This window comes from Escherichia sp. MR, assembly GCF_005280595.1.
In the GTDB taxonomy this organism is placed as follows: Bacteria; Pseudomonadota; Gammaproteobacteria; order Enterobacterales; family Enterobacteriaceae; genus Escherichia; species Escherichia ruysiae.
Map to the genome: position 1 here is coordinate 14,837 of NZ_SZVK01000021.1, position 16,428 is coordinate 31,264.

Below are 16,428 nucleotides of genomic sequence, written 5' to 3' on the forward strand. Positions count from 1 at the left end.
ATGCTGAAAACTATCCGAAAACACGGTATTACACTGGCGCTGTTTGCTGCGGGTTCAACAGGTTTAACGGCGGCCATCAACCAGATGACCAAAACGACGATTGCTGAACAGGCCAGCCTGCAACAAAAGGCGTTATTTGATCAGGTGTTGCCAGCCGAACGCTATAACAATGCGCTGGCGCAGAGTTGCTACCTGGTGACGGCACCAGAGTTAGGTAAAGGTGAGCATCGGGTTTACATCGCTAAACAGGATGACAAGCCGGTAGCCGCCGTTCTGGAAGCGACCGCGCCGGATGGCTATTCCGGTGCGATTCAGCTACTGGTCGGAGCCGACTTTAACGGCACGGTACTTGGCACTCGCGTGACAGAACATCACGAAACGCCAGGGCTTGGCGATAAAATCGAACTGCGCCTTTCAGACTGGATCACCCATTTTGCGGGTAAAAAAATCAGCGGTGCTGACGACGCGCACTGGGCGGTGAAGAAAGATGGCGGTGATTTTGACCAGTTTACTGGGGCGACCATTACGCCTCGCGCGGTGGTGAATGCGGTAAAACGCGCCGGATTGTACGCTCAGACGTTACCGGCACAACTTTCTCAACTTCCTGCCTGTGGAGAATAAACCGTGAGCGAAATTAAAGATGTTATTGTTCAGGGGTTATGGAAGAACAACTCCGCACTGGTTCAGTTGCTTGGCCTCTGCCCACTGCTGGCGGTCACGTCCACTGCCACCAACGCTCTGGGTTTAGGGCTTGCGACGACACTGGTGCTGACGCTTACCAACCTGACTATCTCGACGCTGCGTCACTGGACGCCAGCTGAGATCCGTATCCCCATTTACGTCATGATCATCGCCTCGGTGGTCAGCGCCGTACAGATGCTGATCAACGCCTACGCCTTCGGCCTGTATCAATCGTTAGGGATTTTTATTCCACTGATTGTCACTAACTGTATCGTTGTGGGTCGCGCTGAAGCCTTCGCCGCCAAAAAAGGTCCGGCGCTTTCGGCTCTTGATGGTTTTTCGATAGGCATGGGCGCAACCTGCGCAATGTTCGTGCTGGGTTCACTACGCGAAATCATCGGCAACGGAACGTTGTTTGACGGTGCCGATGCGCTGTTGGGTAACTGGGCAAAAGTATTGCGGGTGGAGATCTTCCACACTGATTCCCCTTTCCTGCTGGCAATGTTACCACCAGGCGCATTTATTGGTCTGGGACTGATGCTGGCAGTGAAATATCTGATTGATGAAAAAATGAAAAAGCGCCGCGCTGAAGCAATCGCCGAACGCGGCTTGCCGAACGGTGAAACAGGGAATGTCTGATGAACAAAGCAAAACGCCTGGAGATCCTCACACGTCTGCGTGAGAACAATCCTCACCCCACAACCGAGCTTAATTTCAGTTCGCCTTTTGAATTGCTGATTGCCGTACTGCTTTCCGCTCAGGCCACCGATGTCAGCGTTAATAAGGCGACGGCGAAGCTCTACCCGGTGGCTAATACGCCTGCGGCAATGCTCGAACTGGGTGTTGAAGGCGTAAAAACGTATATCAAAACTATTGGGTTATATAACAGCAAAGCGGAAAATATCATTAAGACCTGCCGTATCTTACTGGAACAGCATAATGGCGAAGTTCCGGAAGATCGCGCGGCGCTGGAGGCCTTACCCGGCGTTGGACGTAAAACAGCTAACGTGGTGTTGAATACCGCTTTCGGCTGGCCGACCATCGCTGTAGATACCCACATTTTCCGGGTCTGCAACCGCACCCAATTTGCGCCAGGAAAAAATGTCGAGCAGGTTGAGGAAAAATTGCTGAAAGTGGTTCCGGCAGAATTTAAAGTCGATTGCCACCACTGGTTAATTCTTCACGGGCGTTATACCTGCATTGCCCGCAAGCCGCGCTGTGGCTCCTGCATTATTGAAGATCTTTGTGAATACAAAGAGAAAGTTGACATCTGACACAAATAGATGGTGTCGTCTACCCATCCATTACCTTTCCTTATCTTCTTCAAAAACATCCCTCTAACGTTAATGATGCCGCCTCGCTGCGGCATCATCAGGCAATCCGTTTGTGAATAACCAAAAATGCAGGTTAATTGTTTTTTTAATAGCGAAATTTTCTATCTATTCGTGATCAAGATCACACTGATACTGAAATGTAAAAACAATGCATTTTAAAAGTTAAATTTGACAAAGCATTGATTCAATCCGTCCTGAAACCTACAAAACATTACACTGGCTATTTTTCAGATAATGGACTATCCCACTACATAAAACATCTTATAGCAGAACATATCGCCAAACTGGAATTATTACCCTATCTCAGTAGTGAAAAAATCTGCCTTTACGTTTTTTGAAAAATTTAACGCTGGATAACATTTCCCGGAGCCGATGAATTCTCCACGCCAGTTATATGTAACAGATTATTACAAAGGACTTGTCTGAAAGTGCAAGATAGTGAACATTACCTGCCGTTTCCCCTCCCACTATAACAATTGCGCGTATGTTTTTTAGACATCACGCGAGAAAGCACCCCCGTTAATATGGGATGTAAAAAAAGAGGTAAAAGTGTCCACTGCAAACCAAAAACCAACAGAAAGCGTCAGTTTGAACGCTTTCAAACAACCGAAGGCGTTCTATCTCATCTTCTCGATTGAGTTATGGGAACGTTTTGGTTATTACGGCCTGCAAGGAATTATGGCTGTCTACCTGGTTAAACAACTGGGTATGTCTGAAGCGGATTCAATCACCCTTTTCTCTTCCTTTAGCGCCCTGGTTTATGGTCTGGTCGCTATCGGCGGCTGGTTAGGTGACAAGGTACTGGGTACTAAACGCGTTATTATGCTTGGTGCTATTGTACTGGCCATTGGTTATGCGCTGGTTGCATGGTCTGGTCACGACGCCGGTATCGTCTATATGGGTATGGCGGCTATTGCCGTAGGTAACGGCCTGTTTAAAGCCAACCCGTCTTCGCTGCTCTCTACTTGCTATGAGAAAAACGACCCGCGTCTGGACGGTGCATTTACCATGTACTACATGTCCGTCAACATCGGTTCTTTCTTCTCTATGATTGCAACCCCATGGCTGGCTGCCAAATATGGCTGGAGCGTCGCGTTCGCCCTTAGCGTAGTAGGTCTGTTAATCACTATCGTTAACTTCGCCTTCTGCCAACGCTGGGTTAAGCAGTACGGCTCAAAACCTGACTTTGAACCAGTCAACTACCGTAACCTGCTGCTGACCATTATTGGTGTTGTAGCCCTGATCGCAGTTGCAACCTGGCTGCTGCACAACCAGGAAGTAGCACGTATGGCGCTGGGCGTTGTTGCCCTGGGTATCGTGGTTATCTTCGGTAAAGAAGCGTTCGCCATGAAAGGTGCTGCGCGTCGTAAAATGATCGTCGCCTTCATCCTGATGCTTGAAGCAATCATCTTCTTCGTGCTGTACAGCCAGATGCCGACGTCGCTGAACTTCTTTGCGATTCGTAACGTTGAACACACTATTCTTGGTCTGGCCGTCGAGCCAGAGCAGTATCAGGCGCTGAACCCATTCTGGATCATCATTGGTAGCCCGATTCTGGCCGCTATCTATAACAAGATGGGCGATACCCTGCCGATGCCGACCAAGTTTGCAATCGGTATGGTGATGTGTTCTGGTGCGTTCCTGATCCTGCCGCTGGGTGCGAAATTCGCGTCTGACGCCGGTATCGTTTCTGTAAGCTGGCTGGTAGCTAGCTACGGCCTGCAGAGTATCGGTGAACTGATGATCTCTGGTCTGGGTCTGGCGATGGTTGCACAGCTCGTTCCGCAGCGTCTGATGGGCTTCATTATGGGTAGCTGGTTCCTGACCACTGCCGGTGCAAACCTGATTGGTGGTTATGTTGCGGGTATGATGGCTGTTCCGGATAACGTAACCGATCCGCTGATGTCGCTGGAAGTGTATGGTCGCGTGTTCTTGCAGATTGGTGTCGCCACTGCCGTTATTGCTGTGCTGATGCTGCTGACCGCGCCGAAACTGCATCGCATGACCCAGGACGATGCTGCAGACAAAGCGGCGAAAGCTGCCGTAGCGTAAATTTCAGGGAAACTCTTTTACAAGCCGCTAACTTTTCGTTAGCGGCTTTTTTTTTGTTCAGCAACGCACTACCATACTTTAAACCACAGCCAAAAGGAGTTACCGATGAAACTGTTCTACAAACCGGGCGCCTGCTCTCTTGCTTCCCATATCACCCTGCGTGAGAGCGGAAAGGACTTTACGCTCGTCAGTGTGGATTTGATGAAAAAACGTCTCGAGAACGGTGATGATTACTTTGCCATTAACCCTAAGGGACAGGTTCCTGCGTTGCTACTGGACGATGGTACTTTGCTGACGGAAGGCGTAGCAATTATGCAGTATCTTGCTGACAGTGTTCCCGACCGCCAGTTGCTGGCATCGGTAAACAGTATTTCTCGCTATAAAACCATCGAATGGCTGAACTATATCGCCACCGAATTGCATAAAGGGTTCACACCACTGTTCCGCCCGGATACCCCGGAAGAGTATAAACAGGCTGCTCGTGCACAACTGGAGAAAAAGCTGCAGTATGTTAACGACGCGCTGAAAGATGAGCACTGGATCTGCGGGCAACGTTTCACCATCGCTGACGCCTATCTGTTTACGGTTCTGCGCTGGGCATACGCGGTGAAACTGAATCTGGAGGGTTTAGAGCACATTGCAGCCTTTATGCAGCGTATGACTGAAAGACCGGCGGTGAAAGCCGCGTTGACGGCGGAAGGCTTGCAGTAATCGTCATCGGCCCACAGGAAGCTGTGGGCCGAGGTATTTCAGAGCTTCGTTGCGCTGAAATAGTGTTCCGGTTTGGCTATACGATCTTGCGCGGCAACCACCTGCAGTTCATATTCCTGCATTGCTTTGGTGGTTACCATAATTTCGTATACTGCCGCCGTCACGTGTTCCAGTGCCTCCTGCAGCGTTGCCCCCTGCAACAATTTCACCAGCAGTAAACCGCTCGTCACATCACCAACACCTACCGGCTGGCGCATACCAAAATCCACCAGCGGACGGCTGATATGCCAGGCTTCATCGGCAGTAACCAGCAGCATTTCAAAACGTTCGCGGCTGTAGCCCGCACGTGCAAGGTGTTTAACCAATACGATTTGTGGCCCTTGCGCAATAAGTTCACGCGCAGCGTTAACGGCCTCTTCGACGTTATGTACTGGATGTTCACAAAGAATTTCCAGCTCGACCAGATTCGGCGCGATGATATCGCTGGCTGGCATACCGTGACGGACATGAAATTCCGCCACGCCTGGCGCAACGATGCAACCTTTTTCCGGGTGCCCCATTACGGGATCGCAAAAATATTTCGCTTGTGGATTCGCCGCTTTTACCTGACGGACAATACCGAGGATATGTTCGCCCTGCTCCGCCGATCCCAGATAACCACTGAGTACGGCATCACAGGTGTGTAATTTATCAATGGCGGCAATGCCCTGCACAATTTCGGTTAAATGGCTGGGCGGCATCACACAGCCAGTCCATTTGCCGTATTGAGTATGATTAGAAAATTGAACGGTATTCAGCGGCCAGACATTCGCGCCCAGGCGGCGCATCGGAAACTCTGCCGCACTGTTACCCGCATGACCATAAACAACGTGAGACTGGATAGCGAGAATATTTTTCATTGTGCTCCCTGTATAAAAATCAGGGGAGTGATTTCTCACTCCCCCTTTCCACTTAGTGCATTATTTCCAGCAAATCAGACAGTAATTCTTTTTGCCGCGACGCAGTAAGGTATAACGACCAAACAGGCGATCTTCTTCTTTAAAGAAGTATTCAGGATCGGACTGTTTTTCACCGTTAATGGTGATGGCATTGGAGGCGATAGTTTTACGCGCCTGACCACGGGACGGTTGCAGTTCAGAATCGACCAGCGCCTGCATCAGATCAGCGCCTTTTTCCATCTCAACCATCGGTACGCCGTCCTGCGCCAGCTGTTCAAAGTCCGCTTCGCTAAGCGCACTCAAGGAACCGCTGAACAGACATTCGGTAATACGTTTCGCGGCTTGCAAACCTTCTTCACCGTGAACCAGACGCGTCACCTGCTCCGCCAGCACATACTGGGCGCGCGGTGCTTTGCCGCTGTTTTTATCTTCTTCTTCCAGGGCGTTGATCTCTTCAATGCTCATGAAAGTGAAGAACTTCAGGAAGCGGTAAACGTCGGCATCAGCGGTGTTGATCCAGAACTGGTAGAACTTGTACGGACTGGTCTTCTTCGGATCCAGCCATACTGCGCCGCCTTCAGTTTTACCAAATTTGGTGCCGTCAGCCTTGGTGATCAGCGGAACGGTCAGGCCAAAAACCTGATTCTGATGCAGGCGACGGGTCAGATCGATACCAGAGGTGATGTTACCCCACTGGTCAGAACCGCCAATCTGCAACGTAACACCATACTGTTTATTCAGACAGGCAAAGTCATAGCCCTGCAACAGGTTGTAAGAAAACTCGGTGAACGAAATACCCTGATCTTCACGGTTGAGACGCTGCTTAACCGCTTCTTTGTTGATCATCTGGTTAACGGAGAAGTGCTTACCGATATCGCGCAGGAAAGTCAGCACATTCATATTGCCGAACCAGTCATAGTTGTTCGCGGCGATAGCAGAGTTTTCTCCACAGTCGAAATCGAGGAACGGGGCAACCTGCTTGCGGATTTTGTCCACCCACTCCTGAACAGTTTCTTCGGTGTTCAGCTTACGCTCGGCAGCTTTGAAGCTTGGGTCGCCAATCAGACCTGTCGCGCCGCCTACCAGCGCAACCGGCTTGTGGCCCGCCTGCTGGAAGCGTTTCAGGCATAACAATGGAACAAGATGCCCCAAATGCAAGCTGTCAGCGGTAGGGTCGAAGCCGCAATAGAGCGCGATCGGGCCTTGCGCCAGTCGCTCTGCTAACGCTTCTTCGTCCGTCACCTGGGCCACCAGCCCCCGCTCTTGCAATTGTTTAATCAAGTTACTGCTTGCCATCAAAATCTCCATTTATATAACGACTGCACCTTTGCCGGTACACGACTTTTCGCCAGATGCGAAAGAGACATAGAATAAAGTGCCGGAATCAGGAGTGCCAGCGATTAAAGCAAGATTTTTGCATCTTTTCAGGGTGCGAGACGATCGATTTTCCACGCCTCATTTTCACGCTGGTACAAAAAGCGGTCATGCAGACGATGCTCACCGCCCTGCCAGAACTCAACCTGTTCAAGACTTACGCGAAAACCGCCCCAGAAACTCGGTAAAGGGACATCGCCCTGCTGAAACTTCTGCTTCAGCTCAAGAAATTTGCTCTCAAGGATCCCTCGCGCAGAGATACGGCTGGACTGCTTAGATACCCACGCGCCAATCTGGCTATCGCGCGGACGACTATGAAAATATTTCATCACTTCGAGAGTCGAAAGACGCTCCGCTTTACCGGTCACCATTACCTGGCGCTCAAGAGTATGCCACGGGAAAAGCAGGCTAACGCGCGGGTTATTTTCGATTTGATGCGCTTTGCGACTGCCGAGATTGGTGTAAAACACCATCCCTTTTTCGTCGTAATGTTTGAGTAACACGATGCGCTGATAAGGCTGACCATGTTCATCAACGGTTGCGACGACCATCGCGGTGGGGTCAACCAGTTTGGCTTCACAGGCCTGGGAGAGCCAGCGTTCAAAAAGGGTTAAAGGATCGGCGGGAAGATCGCGGCGGCGTAAACCGCCTTTGGTGTATTCACGGCGCAGATGCGCGATTTGCTGCAATTCGTCGTTATCAGACATGGTTTTCTTTACGGATTGTCAGTGGGTGACGCTATTGTGCGCCGCCCCTGGAAAAATCTCAACGCTGCGGATTTTGTAACTGACAGTTATTCAAGACGATGCGGTCACGCTTATAGACCGTTGCCTCATCACCTTTTGACCAGAAAACATAAATGCCATCGGTATAACGTGCGCCAGAGGCTGAAATGCCCTGTTTAAGGTGAATTAATTGATTGTCGTAGACAAAACTGACTTCCTGACGCGGATTATTCAGTTTTACCGTCAACGGTTTTTCATCACACTGGTATTCCAGCGTATCAGTTTGCATACGTTCAACCAGTTGATTAAACGCGCCACAGCCAGTGAGAAGCACCGGCAAACAGATCAGTAACAGTTTTTTCATAAACACATCCCGAAGACTTTCCTGGTCCGGAGAGCAAAACGCTCTCCTCAACTTCCAAGTGTAACGGCAGACGCAGTAGGAAAAATTCAGTTAACTCTGATATCGCGGATTTGCAGGGAAAATTGCGCCCAGCACCGTCGCCTCGCTTGCGCCGGTGACCGAAGGCAGGTTGCCGGGTAGCCCCGCCAGCGTCCGCCAGGCAAGCCACGCGAAGGCCAATGCTTCCATGTCATCACCACTAATGCCGACGGCGTCAGTGGTGGTCACTTCGGTTCCTGGCAGCAAGGCAGCAAGTCGCGTCATCACCAATGGATTACGGCTTCCGCCACCACAGACCATCAAACGATCGCAGCCGCCACTCAATAATACCTGTTCAGAAATGGTCACGGCAGTAAGTTCCGCCAGCGTCGCCTGGACATCGCGCGCATCAACACCCGGGAAATGGCGCAAATGCCGTTCCAGCCAACCGTAGTTAAAGTATTCGCGTCCGGTGCTTTTCGGCGCGGATTGGGAAAAATACGCATCACTAAGCATATTCTGCAACAGTGGCAAAATAACTTTACCCGCTCGCGCCCACTCAGCGTCTTTATCGTAAGGTTTCCCGGCCTGACGCCAGATCCACGCATCCATCAACATGTTACCTGGACCGGTATCGTATCCCCCCACCGGCTGCCCTGGAATCAACAACGACAAATTGGCGATACCACCAATGTTGAGAACCATTCGCCGCTCTGTCGGATGAGCCAGCAATGCGTGATGAAACGCTGGCACCAGCGGCGCACCCTGACCACCTAAGGCGATATCGCGACGGCGAAAATCACCAACGACAGTAATTCCAGTGCGCGCCACAATTTGATTGTTATCACCAATCTGTAGAGTATGCGGTGCAACGCCAGTAGGTTCGTGCCAGACAGTCTGTCCGTGACACCCGATGGCGACGATATCTTTTGGCTGCAAATTTTCTTGCTTGAGCAGTGCGTTAACGGCATCGGCAAACAAACGACCAAGTTGAGTATCCAGTTGACCGAACTGAGAAAGCGTAAGCTGCTGCCCCTGACAAATATCCAGTACTGCTTGTTTAAGTGATGGGGGAATCGGCCAGCTCAAACTTGCCAACTGCGCCACCCTGTGTTCATCGATAGTCGCCAGTACAACATCGACACCATCCAGGCTAGTACCTGACATTACGCCAATAAAGCGGCCTGATTTCATAGTTCATCCTTTTTCAACCTGTCGTTTGCGCTCCACTCAAACACAAACCTCTCACGAATTCCATGCATGAGCGCCGATTTTTACCATTACCAGGAAAACATTATATTCATATCAATAATTACTATGAATGTTTTGTTTATACTTGGTTAACCGTATTCTAATTATGATTCCATCATGTTTTAGTGGAACATGTAATCATAGTTATACCAATGCCATTTACTTTGGCCATGAGGGATGCTTGTGAGGCGTTTCATGGTAATCAGGAGATTTTTCAATGATTAAGCGCGTACTGGTTGTATCAATGGTAGGTCTGTCTCTTGTCGGTTGTGTTAATAACGATACCCTTTCTGGCGATGTCTATACCGCCTCTGAAGCGAAGCAAGTGCAGAATGTCAGCTATGGCACAATCGTTAATGTACGACAGGTACAAATTCAGGGCGGTGATGATTCCAACGTTATCGGCGCAATTGGCGGTGCGGTTCTCGGTGGCTTCCTTGGGAATACCGTTGGTGGCGGAACTGGGCGTTCTCTGGCAACTGCGGCAGGCGCTATCGCAGGTGGCGTAGCGGGTCAGGGCGTGCAGAGCGCAATGAACAAAACTCAGGGTGTGGAGTTGGAAATTCGTAAAGATGATGGCAACACCATTATGGTGGTACAGAAACAGGGCAATACCCACTTCTCTCCGGGACAACGTGTTATCCTGGCCAGCAACGGTAGCCAGGTGACTGTCTCTCCGCGCTAAATAAGTTGACGTGTGGTCAGGTCACTGACCACACGCCTTCTTCATTTCACCCTTTGGCCTGCAGCTCAGTAATATTATGCTCAAGTTTTGCAATGAGCTTAATCAACTGTTCTACTTCCTCTGCGGAAATTCCATGCAATATTTCCGCCCGGGTTTTGTTAATAACCGCTTCCATTTCGCTAATCAGCGGCTCCGCTTTTTCCGTCAGTTTAATACGTTTAGCCCGACGATCGCTGGCGCAAGTTTGACGCGAAATTAACCCTTTTTCTTCCAGTTGGTCCAGCGTACGAACCAGTGAAGGCTGCTCAATGCCGATCGCTTTTGCCAGTTGAATTTGCGACTGGTCTGGAGGTAACTGATGGATATTGTGCAACGTTACCCAATGGGTTTGCGTTAACTCCAGCGGTTTCAGGCGATGGTCTATCAGAGCACGCCATATGCGCACCAACCGTGCCAGATCAGAACCTAGTGGCGATTCCAATTTCATCTCCTTATAATTAGCTTGCTAAGATATTATACAGCTTTTAGAATAGTGTGCAGCAATTGTATTGCTAAAACAAATGTATTGCTGCATTTGCTTACCGTCAGACATGCTTTTCAGAAATTGCGCGTAACTTTTTCGCACTTAAAGAATATTTATTAATCTAACGCAATATATTCGGTCGTAAAGGAATCTATTTTGTGAAGTTTATGCTTAATGCAACGGGATTGCCCTTACAAGATCTGGTGTTCGGTGCGTCCGTCTATTTTCCTCCGTTTTTCAAAGCGTTCGCGCTTGGATTTGTCCTCTGGCTTGTTATACACCGCCTGCTTCGCGGCTGGATCTACGCCGGTGACATCTGGCATCCCTTGTTAATGGATTTATCGCTGTTTGCGATTTGCGTTTGCCTTGCTCTGGCAATACTGATTGCGTGGTAACTATGTCAATTAAAACAATTAAGTATTTCTCAACAATTATTGTAGCGGTTGTTGCGATTCTTGCCGGATGGTGGCTATGGAACTATTACATGCAGTCACCGTGGACACGCGACGGAAAAATACGCGCAGAACAGGTTTCTATCACGCCTCAGGTGTCTGGACGTATTGTTGCGATGAATATAAAAGACAACCAGTTGGTTAATGCTGGTGATATTTTACTCACCATCGATAAAACGCCCTTCCAGATAGCCGAACTGAACGCCCAGGCTCAGTTAACGAAAGCGCAATCTGACCTCGCCAAAGCCAATAACGAAGCTAATCGTCGCCGTCATCTCTCACATAATTTTATCTCTGCCGAAGAGCTGGATACCGCTAACCTCAATGTTAAAGCGATGCAGGCCAGTGTTGATGCCGCACAGGCGACGCTTGAACAGGCACAATGGCAACTGGCGCAAACGGAAATTCGCGCTCCGGTGAGTGGATGGGTAACTAATCTCACTACCCGCATCGGCGACTACGCCGACACCGGAAAACCCCTGTTTGCCCTGGTGGATAGCCATTCGTTTTACGTCATTGGTTATTTTGAAGAAACCAAATTGCGCCATATCCACGACGGTGCACCAGCACAAATTACGCTCTATAGCGACAACAAAACGTTACAGGGTCACGTTTCCAGTATCGGTCGGGCGATTTATGATCAGAGCATTGAAAGTGATTCCAGCCTGATTCCGGATGTGAAACCTAACGTCCCCTGGGTGCGTCTCGCCCAACGCGTTCCCGTCCGCTTTGCTCTGGATAATGTTCCCAGCGATGTCACGCTGGTATCCGGTACAACATGTAGCATCGCCGTAGGTCAATAATGAACGCATCGTTATGGTCCTTGCGCAATTTGCCCTGGTGCAGGGCCTCGCTGGCGCAATGGCGTTATGCGTTACGCAATACCATTGCCATGTGCCTGGCGCTGACGGTTGCCTATTATTTAAATCTCGATGAACCCTACTGGGCGATGACCTCGGCTGCGGTGGTAAGCTTTCCCACCGTTGGCGGTGTCATCAGCAAAAGTCTCGGACGCATCGCTGGTAGTTTGCTGGGAGCCATCGCGGCACTGATTCTTGCCGGGCATACGCTTAACGAGCCGTGGTTTTTTCTATTGAGCATGTCGGCGTGGCTTGGCTTTTGTACCTGGGCTTGCGCGCACTTCACGAATAACGTGGCGTATGCCTTCCAACTGGCGGGCTACACTGCGGCCATTATCGCCTTTCCGATGGTCAATATCACGGAAGCAAGCCAGTTATGGGATATCGCTCAGGCACGCGTTTGCGAAGTCATCGTCGGTATTCTCTGCGGTGGCATGATGATGATGATCCTGCCGAGTAGCTCCGACGCCACTGCGCTTTTAACCGCGTTGAAAAACATGCATGCCCGTTTACTGGAACATGCCAGCTTGCTCTGGCAGCCTGAAACAACCGATGCCATTCGCACAGCACATGAAGGGATTATTGGGCAAATATTAACCATGAATTTGCTGCGCATTCAGGCGTTCTGGAGTCACTATCGCTTCCGCCAGCAAAATGCACGCCTGAATGCGCTACTCCACCAGCAATTACGCATGACCAGCGTCATCTCCAGCCTGCGACGTATGTTGCTCAACTGGTCATCAACGCCCGCCGCCACACGTGAAATTCTCGAACAGTTGCTGACGGCGCTTGCCAGTTCGCAAACTGATTTTTACACCGTCGCACGTATCATTGCCCCACTGCGCCCAACCAACTTAGCCGACTATCGGCACGTCGCCTTCTGGCAGCGACTACGCTATTTTTGCCGCCTTTATCTGCAAAGCAGTCAGGAACTACATCGTCTGCAAAGCGGTACAGATGATCGTGCCAGACTCCCACGAACAGCCGGCCTGGCACGTCATACCGATAACGCCGAAGCTATGTGGAGTGGACTGCGCACATTTTGTACGTTGATGATAATTGGCGCATGGAGTATTACCTCGCAATGGGATGCCGGTGCCAATGCATTAACACTGGCAGCAATTAGCTGCGTACTCTACTCCGCCGTCGCGGCACCGTTTAAGTCACTGTCGCTACTTATGCGCACGCTGGTATTACTTTCGCTATTTAGCTTTGTGGTTAAGTTTGGTCTGATGGTTCAGATTAGCGACCTGTGGCAATTTTTGCTGTTTCTCTTCCCGCTGCTGGCGACGATGCAACTTCTCAAATTACAGATGCCAAAATTTGCCGCGTTGTGGGGACAACTGATCGTATTTATGGGTTCGTTCATCGCTGTCACTAATCCCCCGGTGTATGATTTTGCTGACTTTCTTAACGATAATCTGGCGAAAATTGTTGGCGTGGCACTGGCGTGGTTAGCGTTCGCCATTCTGCGACCTGGATCTGATGCCCGTAAAAGTCGTCGTCATATTCGCGCACTGCGCCGGGATTTTGTCGACCAACTAAGCCGCCATCCAACCCTGAGTGAAAGCGAATTTGAATCGCTCACTTATCACCACGTTAGTCAGTTGAGCAACAGCCAGGATGCACTGGCTCGCCGTTGGTTATTACGCTGGGGCGTGGTGCTGCTGAACTGTTCACATGTTGTCTGGCAATTGCGGGACTGGGAATCGCGTTCCGATCCGTTATCGCGAGTGCGGGATAACTGTATTTTTCTGTTGCGGGAAGTAATGAATGAGCGTGGCGTTCAGCAAAAATCACTGGCGGCCACACTTGAAGAATTACAGCGGATATGCGACAGCCTTGCCCACCATCATCAACCCGCAGCCCGTGAGCTGGCGGCGATTGTCTGGCGTCTGTACTGCTCGCTTTCGCAACTTGAGCAAGCGCCGCCGCAAGGTACGCTGACCTCTTAATTACTTAATGACACCACAGGCATAGCGTTCACCGCCACCGCCCAGCGGTTTTGGTTGATCGGACATATTATCGCCGCCAACGTGGATCATCAGCGCCTTGTCTTTGATTTCATCAAGTGATTTCAGACGAGGCGCGATGACGGCATCGGTTGCTTTACCGTCATTGTTAACCACCAGTGCCGGCAGATCGCCTAAGTGTCCTGCACCTTCTGGCCCTTCATGCTTACCAGTATTTTGTGGATCAAGATGCCCGCCTGCGGATTCTGCGGCGCTGGCTTTGCCATCTTTCATTGCTGGCTGGCAGCTTCCTTTGGCATGAATATGGAAGCCATGCTCACCGGGTGGTAATGCTTTCAGATCGGGTGAAAACTCCAGACCTTTATCGGTTTCAGTAATTGTTACACTACCGATTGACTGCCCAACCCCTTGCGACGTGACGAGGTTCATCTCGACTTTTTCACTGGCAGCTTGTGCGCCGGTTGCAACAACCAGCGCCAGAATGGCCAGACTAAAACGTTTCATAGGACCTCCGTTCAATGTGCATACCCGTTAAGTGTAAACCAGTGACACATATTTGAACGGCGGCTATTCCTAAAAGTGTTTACGGTACGTCGTAACCCAGTGCCGCTTTACGGATACGGAACCATTGTTGGCGGGTCATTTTCAATGTTTCCGCTTCGACAGCAGCCCGCACGCGCTCAATTTTACCGGAGCCGATAATCGGCAGCGGCTGCGATGGCAGACGCAATATCCAGGCATAAACCACCTGCTCGATAGAGCCCGCGTTTAATTCTTCCGCCACCACAGCAAGTTCATCACGTAGCGGCTTGAAATAATCATCATTAAACAGACGACCACCGCCAAGACAAGACCAGGCCATCGGGCGAATACGCAGTTGTTGCAGTTGGTCGAGCGTGCCATCCAGCAGTAACGGCTGATGCACCGGGGATATTTCCACCTGATTAGTGGCAAGGGTAAACGGCAAGCGCGATTGCAACAGCGCAAATTGCGCAGGCGTGAAGTTGGAGACGCCAAAATGGCGTACTTTTCCGCTCTGATGCAAATGTTTAAACGCATCTGCCACTTCATCGGCATCCATTAGCGGGTCGGGGCGATGGATCAGCAGCAGATCCAGATGATCGGTCGCAAGATTAATCAGCGACTGTTCGGCGCTCTTAATGATGTGGTCGCGGTCAGTGATGTAATGACCAATGACGTTTTCTTCACGCGCGGTCGTCGCGATACCGCATTTACTGACGATTTCCATCCGTTCACGCAGGTGAGGCGCCAGTTTCAACGCCTCGCCAAACGCCGCTTCGCACTGATAGCCACCATAAATATCAGCGTGATCCACAGTAGTCACGCCGAGATCCAGATGCTCTTCAATAAAACTGACTAACTGGCGGGCGGACATATTCCAGTCCATCAATCGCCAGTAGCCCATCACAAAACGGGAAAACTCCGGGCCTTGCGGCGCAATAGTAATACGCTGAACCATAATCGCTTCCTCTTATCAGATATGAGAGGAGTATACGCAAGATTAGGCTCAAAAGAGTGATGGTTGCTCAGGTTCGTCTGATGGCGCTGGCTTATTCGCGCGTAATTTACGCATAAGTCGTTGCCGACAAAGGCGCAACACTTCTTGTTTTTCGCCATCGCTCATTTTATTCCAGTTAAAACGCTCATCCCGGCTACGATAACAGCCACGGCAAAATCCGCGTTCATCGGACTGGCAAATTCCCCGGCACGGGCTCTGGACGGGAAAGAACTCTAATTGCTCCGCCACTTCGCCCTCCTAAGATAAGATTATTACCACTATTGAAGCTGTTAATGCCCAAAGTAGCAACTTTACTTGCACTAGACCGACCGGTCTACTACACTCGAATACATGAACAAACACACCGAACATGATACTCGCGAACACCTCCTGGCTACGGGTGAGCAGCTTTGCCTGCAACGTGGATTCACCGGGATGGGATTAAGCGAGTTACTGAAAATCGCTGAAGTGCCGAAAGGGTCGTTCTATCACTACTTTCGCTCTAAAGAAGCGTTTGGCGTTGCCATGCTTGAGCGTCATTACGCGGCGTATCACCTGCGACTAGCGGAGTTGCTGCAATCCGGCGAAGGTAACTACCGCGACCGCATACTGGCTTATTACCAGCAGACACTTAACCAGTTTAGCCAGCATGGAACTATCAGCGGATGCCTGACAGTAAAGCTCTCTGCCGAAGTGTGCGATCTGTCAGAAGATATGCGCAGCGCGATGGATAAAGGCGCTCGTGGCGTGATCGCCCTGCTCTCTCAGGCACTGGAAAATGGCCGTGCCAGCCACTGTTTAACCTTTTGTGGTGAACCGCTACAACAAGCGCAAGTACTTTACGCGCTGTGGCTGGGCGCCAATCTGCAGGCCAAAATTTTGCGCAGTTCCGGGCCGCTGGAAAACGCGCTAACACATGTAAAAACCATTATTGCGACGCCTGCCGTTTAGCAGGCATTTTTTCATCA

The 16,428-nt window shown here is 50.5% G+C and carries 19 protein-coding genes; 10 read left to right on the forward strand and 9 right to left on the reverse strand.

The genetic code is table 11. The features are described from left to right. The 5 genes from rsxG to gstA all read left to right on the forward strand — a co-directional run bounded on the left by rsxG (position 1) and on the right by gstA (position 4,778). Entirely contained in the window at positions 1–621 is a 621-nt protein-coding gene (gene rsxG, locus FC814_RS11335; RefSeq protein ID WP_000920784.1) for an electron transport complex subunit RsxG, read from the forward strand. 3 nt (positions 622–624) lie between these two features. Next, positions 625–1,320 (forward strand): electron transport complex subunit RsxE, encoded by a 696-nt coding sequence (rsxE, locus tag FC814_RS11340; protein WP_001289640.1) that lies wholly within the window; start codon positions 625–627, stop codon positions 1,318–1,320. Continuing rightward, positions 1,320–1,955: an endonuclease III gene (gene nth / locus FC814_RS11345; protein WP_001030339.1), complete on the forward strand. Its 636-nt coding sequence runs from the start codon at positions 1,320–1,322 to the stop codon at positions 1,953–1,955. The genes rsxE and nth overlap by 1 nt, the downstream gene beginning before the upstream one ends. 609 nt (positions 1,956–2,564) lie before the next feature. Next, entirely contained in the window at positions 2,565–4,067 is a 1,503-nt protein-coding gene (gene dtpA / locus FC814_RS11350; RefSeq protein ID WP_000100947.1) for a dipeptide/tripeptide permease DtpA, read from the forward strand. 105 nt (positions 4,068–4,172) lie between these two features. Then, positions 4,173–4,778, forward strand: a complete 606-nt coding sequence (gene gstA / locus FC814_RS11355) for a glutathione transferase GstA (protein WP_000765736.1) — start codon at positions 4,173–4,175, stop codon at positions 4,776–4,778. A 38-nt stretch (positions 4,779–4,816) separates the two neighbouring features. Here the strand turns inward: gstA and pdxY are convergent, their stop codons facing one another. From pdxY to anmK, 5 genes are all read right to left on the reverse strand, one after another. After that, the gene (gene pdxY / locus FC814_RS11360; protein WP_137325950.1) at positions 4,817–5,677 is read right to left on the reverse strand and encodes a pyridoxal kinase PdxY; all 861 of its coding nucleotides are present in this window, start codon (positions 5,675–5,677) and stop codon (positions 4,817–4,819) included. 60 nt (positions 5,678–5,737) lie between these two features. Next, entirely contained in the window at positions 5,738–7,012 is a 1,275-nt protein-coding gene (tyrS, locus tag FC814_RS11365; protein WP_001516333.1) for a tyrosine--tRNA ligase, read from the reverse strand. A gap of 128 nt (positions 7,013–7,140) precedes the next feature. Continuing rightward, entirely contained in the window at positions 7,141–7,797 is a 657-nt protein-coding gene (pdxH, locus tag FC814_RS11370) for a pyridoxamine 5'-phosphate oxidase (protein ID WP_001282324.1), read from the reverse strand. A gap of 58 nt (positions 7,798–7,855) precedes the next feature. Next, the gene (gene mliC, locus FC814_RS11375; RefSeq protein ID WP_000734947.1) at positions 7,856–8,179 is read right to left on the reverse strand and encodes a C-type lysozyme inhibitor; all 324 of its coding nucleotides are present in this window, start codon (positions 8,177–8,179) and stop codon (positions 7,856–7,858) included. Between the two features lie 90 nt (positions 8,180–8,269). After that, entirely contained in the window at positions 8,270–9,391 is a 1,122-nt protein-coding gene (gene anmK, locus FC814_RS11380) for an anhydro-N-acetylmuramic acid kinase (RefSeq protein WP_000835034.1), read from the reverse strand. 274 nt (positions 9,392–9,665) lie between these two features. Here anmK and slyB point away from each other — a divergent pair, with 274 nt between their 5' ends. Beyond that, entirely contained in the window at positions 9,666–10,133 is a 468-nt protein-coding gene (gene slyB / locus FC814_RS11385) for an outer membrane lipoprotein SlyB (RefSeq protein ID WP_000597203.1), read from the forward strand. A gap of 46 nt (positions 10,134–10,179) precedes the next feature. On the opposite strand, the gene slyA is transcribed toward slyB, so the two are convergent. Further along, positions 10,180–10,614, reverse strand: a complete 435-nt coding sequence (gene slyA / locus FC814_RS11390) for a transcriptional regulator SlyA (protein ID WP_016158207.1) — start codon at positions 10,612–10,614, stop codon at positions 10,180–10,182. Positions 10,615–10,814: 200 nt separating this feature from the next. Here slyA and FC814_RS11395 point away from each other — a divergent pair, with 200 nt between their 5' ends. The 3 genes from FC814_RS11395 to FC814_RS11405 are packed head-to-tail and all read left to right on the forward strand — an operon-like array spanning position 10,815 to position 13,923. Next, positions 10,815–11,051 carry a DUF1656 domain-containing protein gene (locus FC814_RS11395; protein ID WP_000671001.1) on the forward strand — a complete coding sequence of 79 codons (237 nt, stop codon included), beginning with the start codon at positions 10,815–10,817 and terminating at the stop codon, positions 11,049–11,051. 2 nt (positions 11,052–11,053) lie between these two features. Next, positions 11,054–11,911 (forward strand): HlyD family secretion protein, encoded by an 858-nt coding sequence (locus FC814_RS11400; protein ID WP_010346022.1) that lies wholly within the window; start codon positions 11,054–11,056, stop codon positions 11,909–11,911. After that, positions 11,911–13,923 carry an FUSC family protein gene (locus tag FC814_RS11405; RefSeq protein ID WP_137325951.1) on the forward strand — a complete coding sequence of 671 codons (2,013 nt, stop codon included), beginning with the start codon at positions 11,911–11,913 and terminating at the stop codon, positions 13,921–13,923. Before FC814_RS11400 ends, FC814_RS11405 begins: the two co-directional genes overlap by 1 nt. On the opposite strand, the gene sodC is transcribed toward FC814_RS11405, so the two are convergent. The 3 genes from sodC to FC814_RS11420 all read right to left on the reverse strand — a co-directional run bounded on the left by sodC (position 13,924) and on the right by FC814_RS11420 (position 15,709). Continuing rightward, on the reverse strand, positions 13,924–14,445 hold the full coding sequence (sodC, locus tag FC814_RS11410) for a superoxide dismutase [Cu-Zn] SodC (protein WP_032225254.1): 522 nt from the start codon (positions 14,443–14,445) through the stop codon (positions 13,924–13,926). A gap of 79 nt (positions 14,446–14,524) precedes the next feature. Further along, the gene (locus FC814_RS11415) at positions 14,525–15,421 is read right to left on the reverse strand and encodes an aldo/keto reductase family oxidoreductase (RefSeq protein WP_137325952.1); all 897 of its coding nucleotides are present in this window, start codon (positions 15,419–15,421) and stop codon (positions 14,525–14,527) included. A gap of 48 nt (positions 15,422–15,469) precedes the next feature. Continuing rightward, complete coding sequence (locus FC814_RS11420) at positions 15,470–15,709, reverse strand: DUF1289 domain-containing protein (protein ID WP_032225257.1); 240 nt, start codon at positions 15,707–15,709, stop codon at positions 15,470–15,472. Positions 15,710–15,811: 102 nt separating this feature from the next. On the opposite strand from FC814_RS11420, the gene nemR reads away from it, so the two are divergent. After that, positions 15,812–16,411, forward strand: coding sequence for a DNA-binding transcriptional regulator NemR (nemR, locus tag FC814_RS11425; RefSeq protein ID WP_001032924.1), 600 nt, complete (start codon positions 15,812–15,814; stop codon positions 16,409–16,411). Positions 16,412–16,428 lie beyond the last annotated feature (17 nt).

Excerpts from the sequence above, each read along its gene's own strand:
- pdxH (WP_001282324.1), bottom strand. The coding sequence starts at position 7,797 with ATGTCTGATAACGACGAATTGCAGCAAATCGCGCATCTGCGCCGTGAA.
- tyrS (WP_001516333.1), bottom strand. The coding sequence starts at position 7,012 with ATGGCAAGCAGTAACTTGATTAAACAATTGCAAGAGCGGGGGCTGGTG.
- slyB (WP_000597203.1), top strand. The coding sequence starts at position 9,666 with ATGATTAAGCGCGTACTGGTTGTATCAATGGTAGGTCTGTCTCTTGTC.
- nemR (WP_001032924.1), top strand. The coding sequence starts at position 15,812 with ATGAACAAACACACCGAACATGATACTCGCGAACACCTCCTGGCTACG.
- anmK (WP_000835034.1), bottom strand. The coding sequence starts at position 9,391 with ATGAAATCAGGCCGCTTTATTGGCGTAATGTCAGGTACTAGCCTGGAT.
- FC814_RS11415 (WP_137325952.1), bottom strand. The coding sequence starts at position 15,421 with ATGGTTCAGCGTATTACTATTGCGCCGCAAGGCCCGGAGTTTTCCCGT.
- FC814_RS11405 (WP_137325951.1), top strand. The coding sequence starts at position 11,911 with ATGAACGCATCGTTATGGTCCTTGCGCAATTTGCCCTGGTGCAGGGCC.
- nth (WP_001030339.1), top strand. The coding sequence starts at position 1,320 with ATGAACAAAGCAAAACGCCTGGAGATCCTCACACGTCTGCGTGAGAAC.
- rsxG (WP_000920784.1), top strand. The coding sequence starts at position 1 with ATGCTGAAAACTATCCGAAAACACGGTATTACACTGGCGCTGTTTGCT.
- mliC (WP_000734947.1), bottom strand. The coding sequence starts at position 8,179 with ATGAAAAAACTGTTACTGATCTGTTTGCCGGTGCTTCTCACTGGCTGT.
- gstA (WP_000765736.1), top strand. The coding sequence starts at position 4,173 with ATGAAACTGTTCTACAAACCGGGCGCCTGCTCTCTTGCTTCCCATATC.
- sodC (WP_032225254.1), bottom strand. The coding sequence starts at position 14,445 with ATGAAACGTTTTAGTCTGGCCATTCTGGCGCTGGTTGTTGCAACCGGC.
- pdxY (WP_137325950.1), bottom strand. The coding sequence starts at position 5,677 with ATGAAAAATATTCTCGCTATCCAGTCTCACGTTGTTTATGGTCATGCG.
- FC814_RS11400 (WP_010346022.1), top strand. The coding sequence starts at position 11,054 with ATGTCAATTAAAACAATTAAGTATTTCTCAACAATTATTGTAGCGGTT.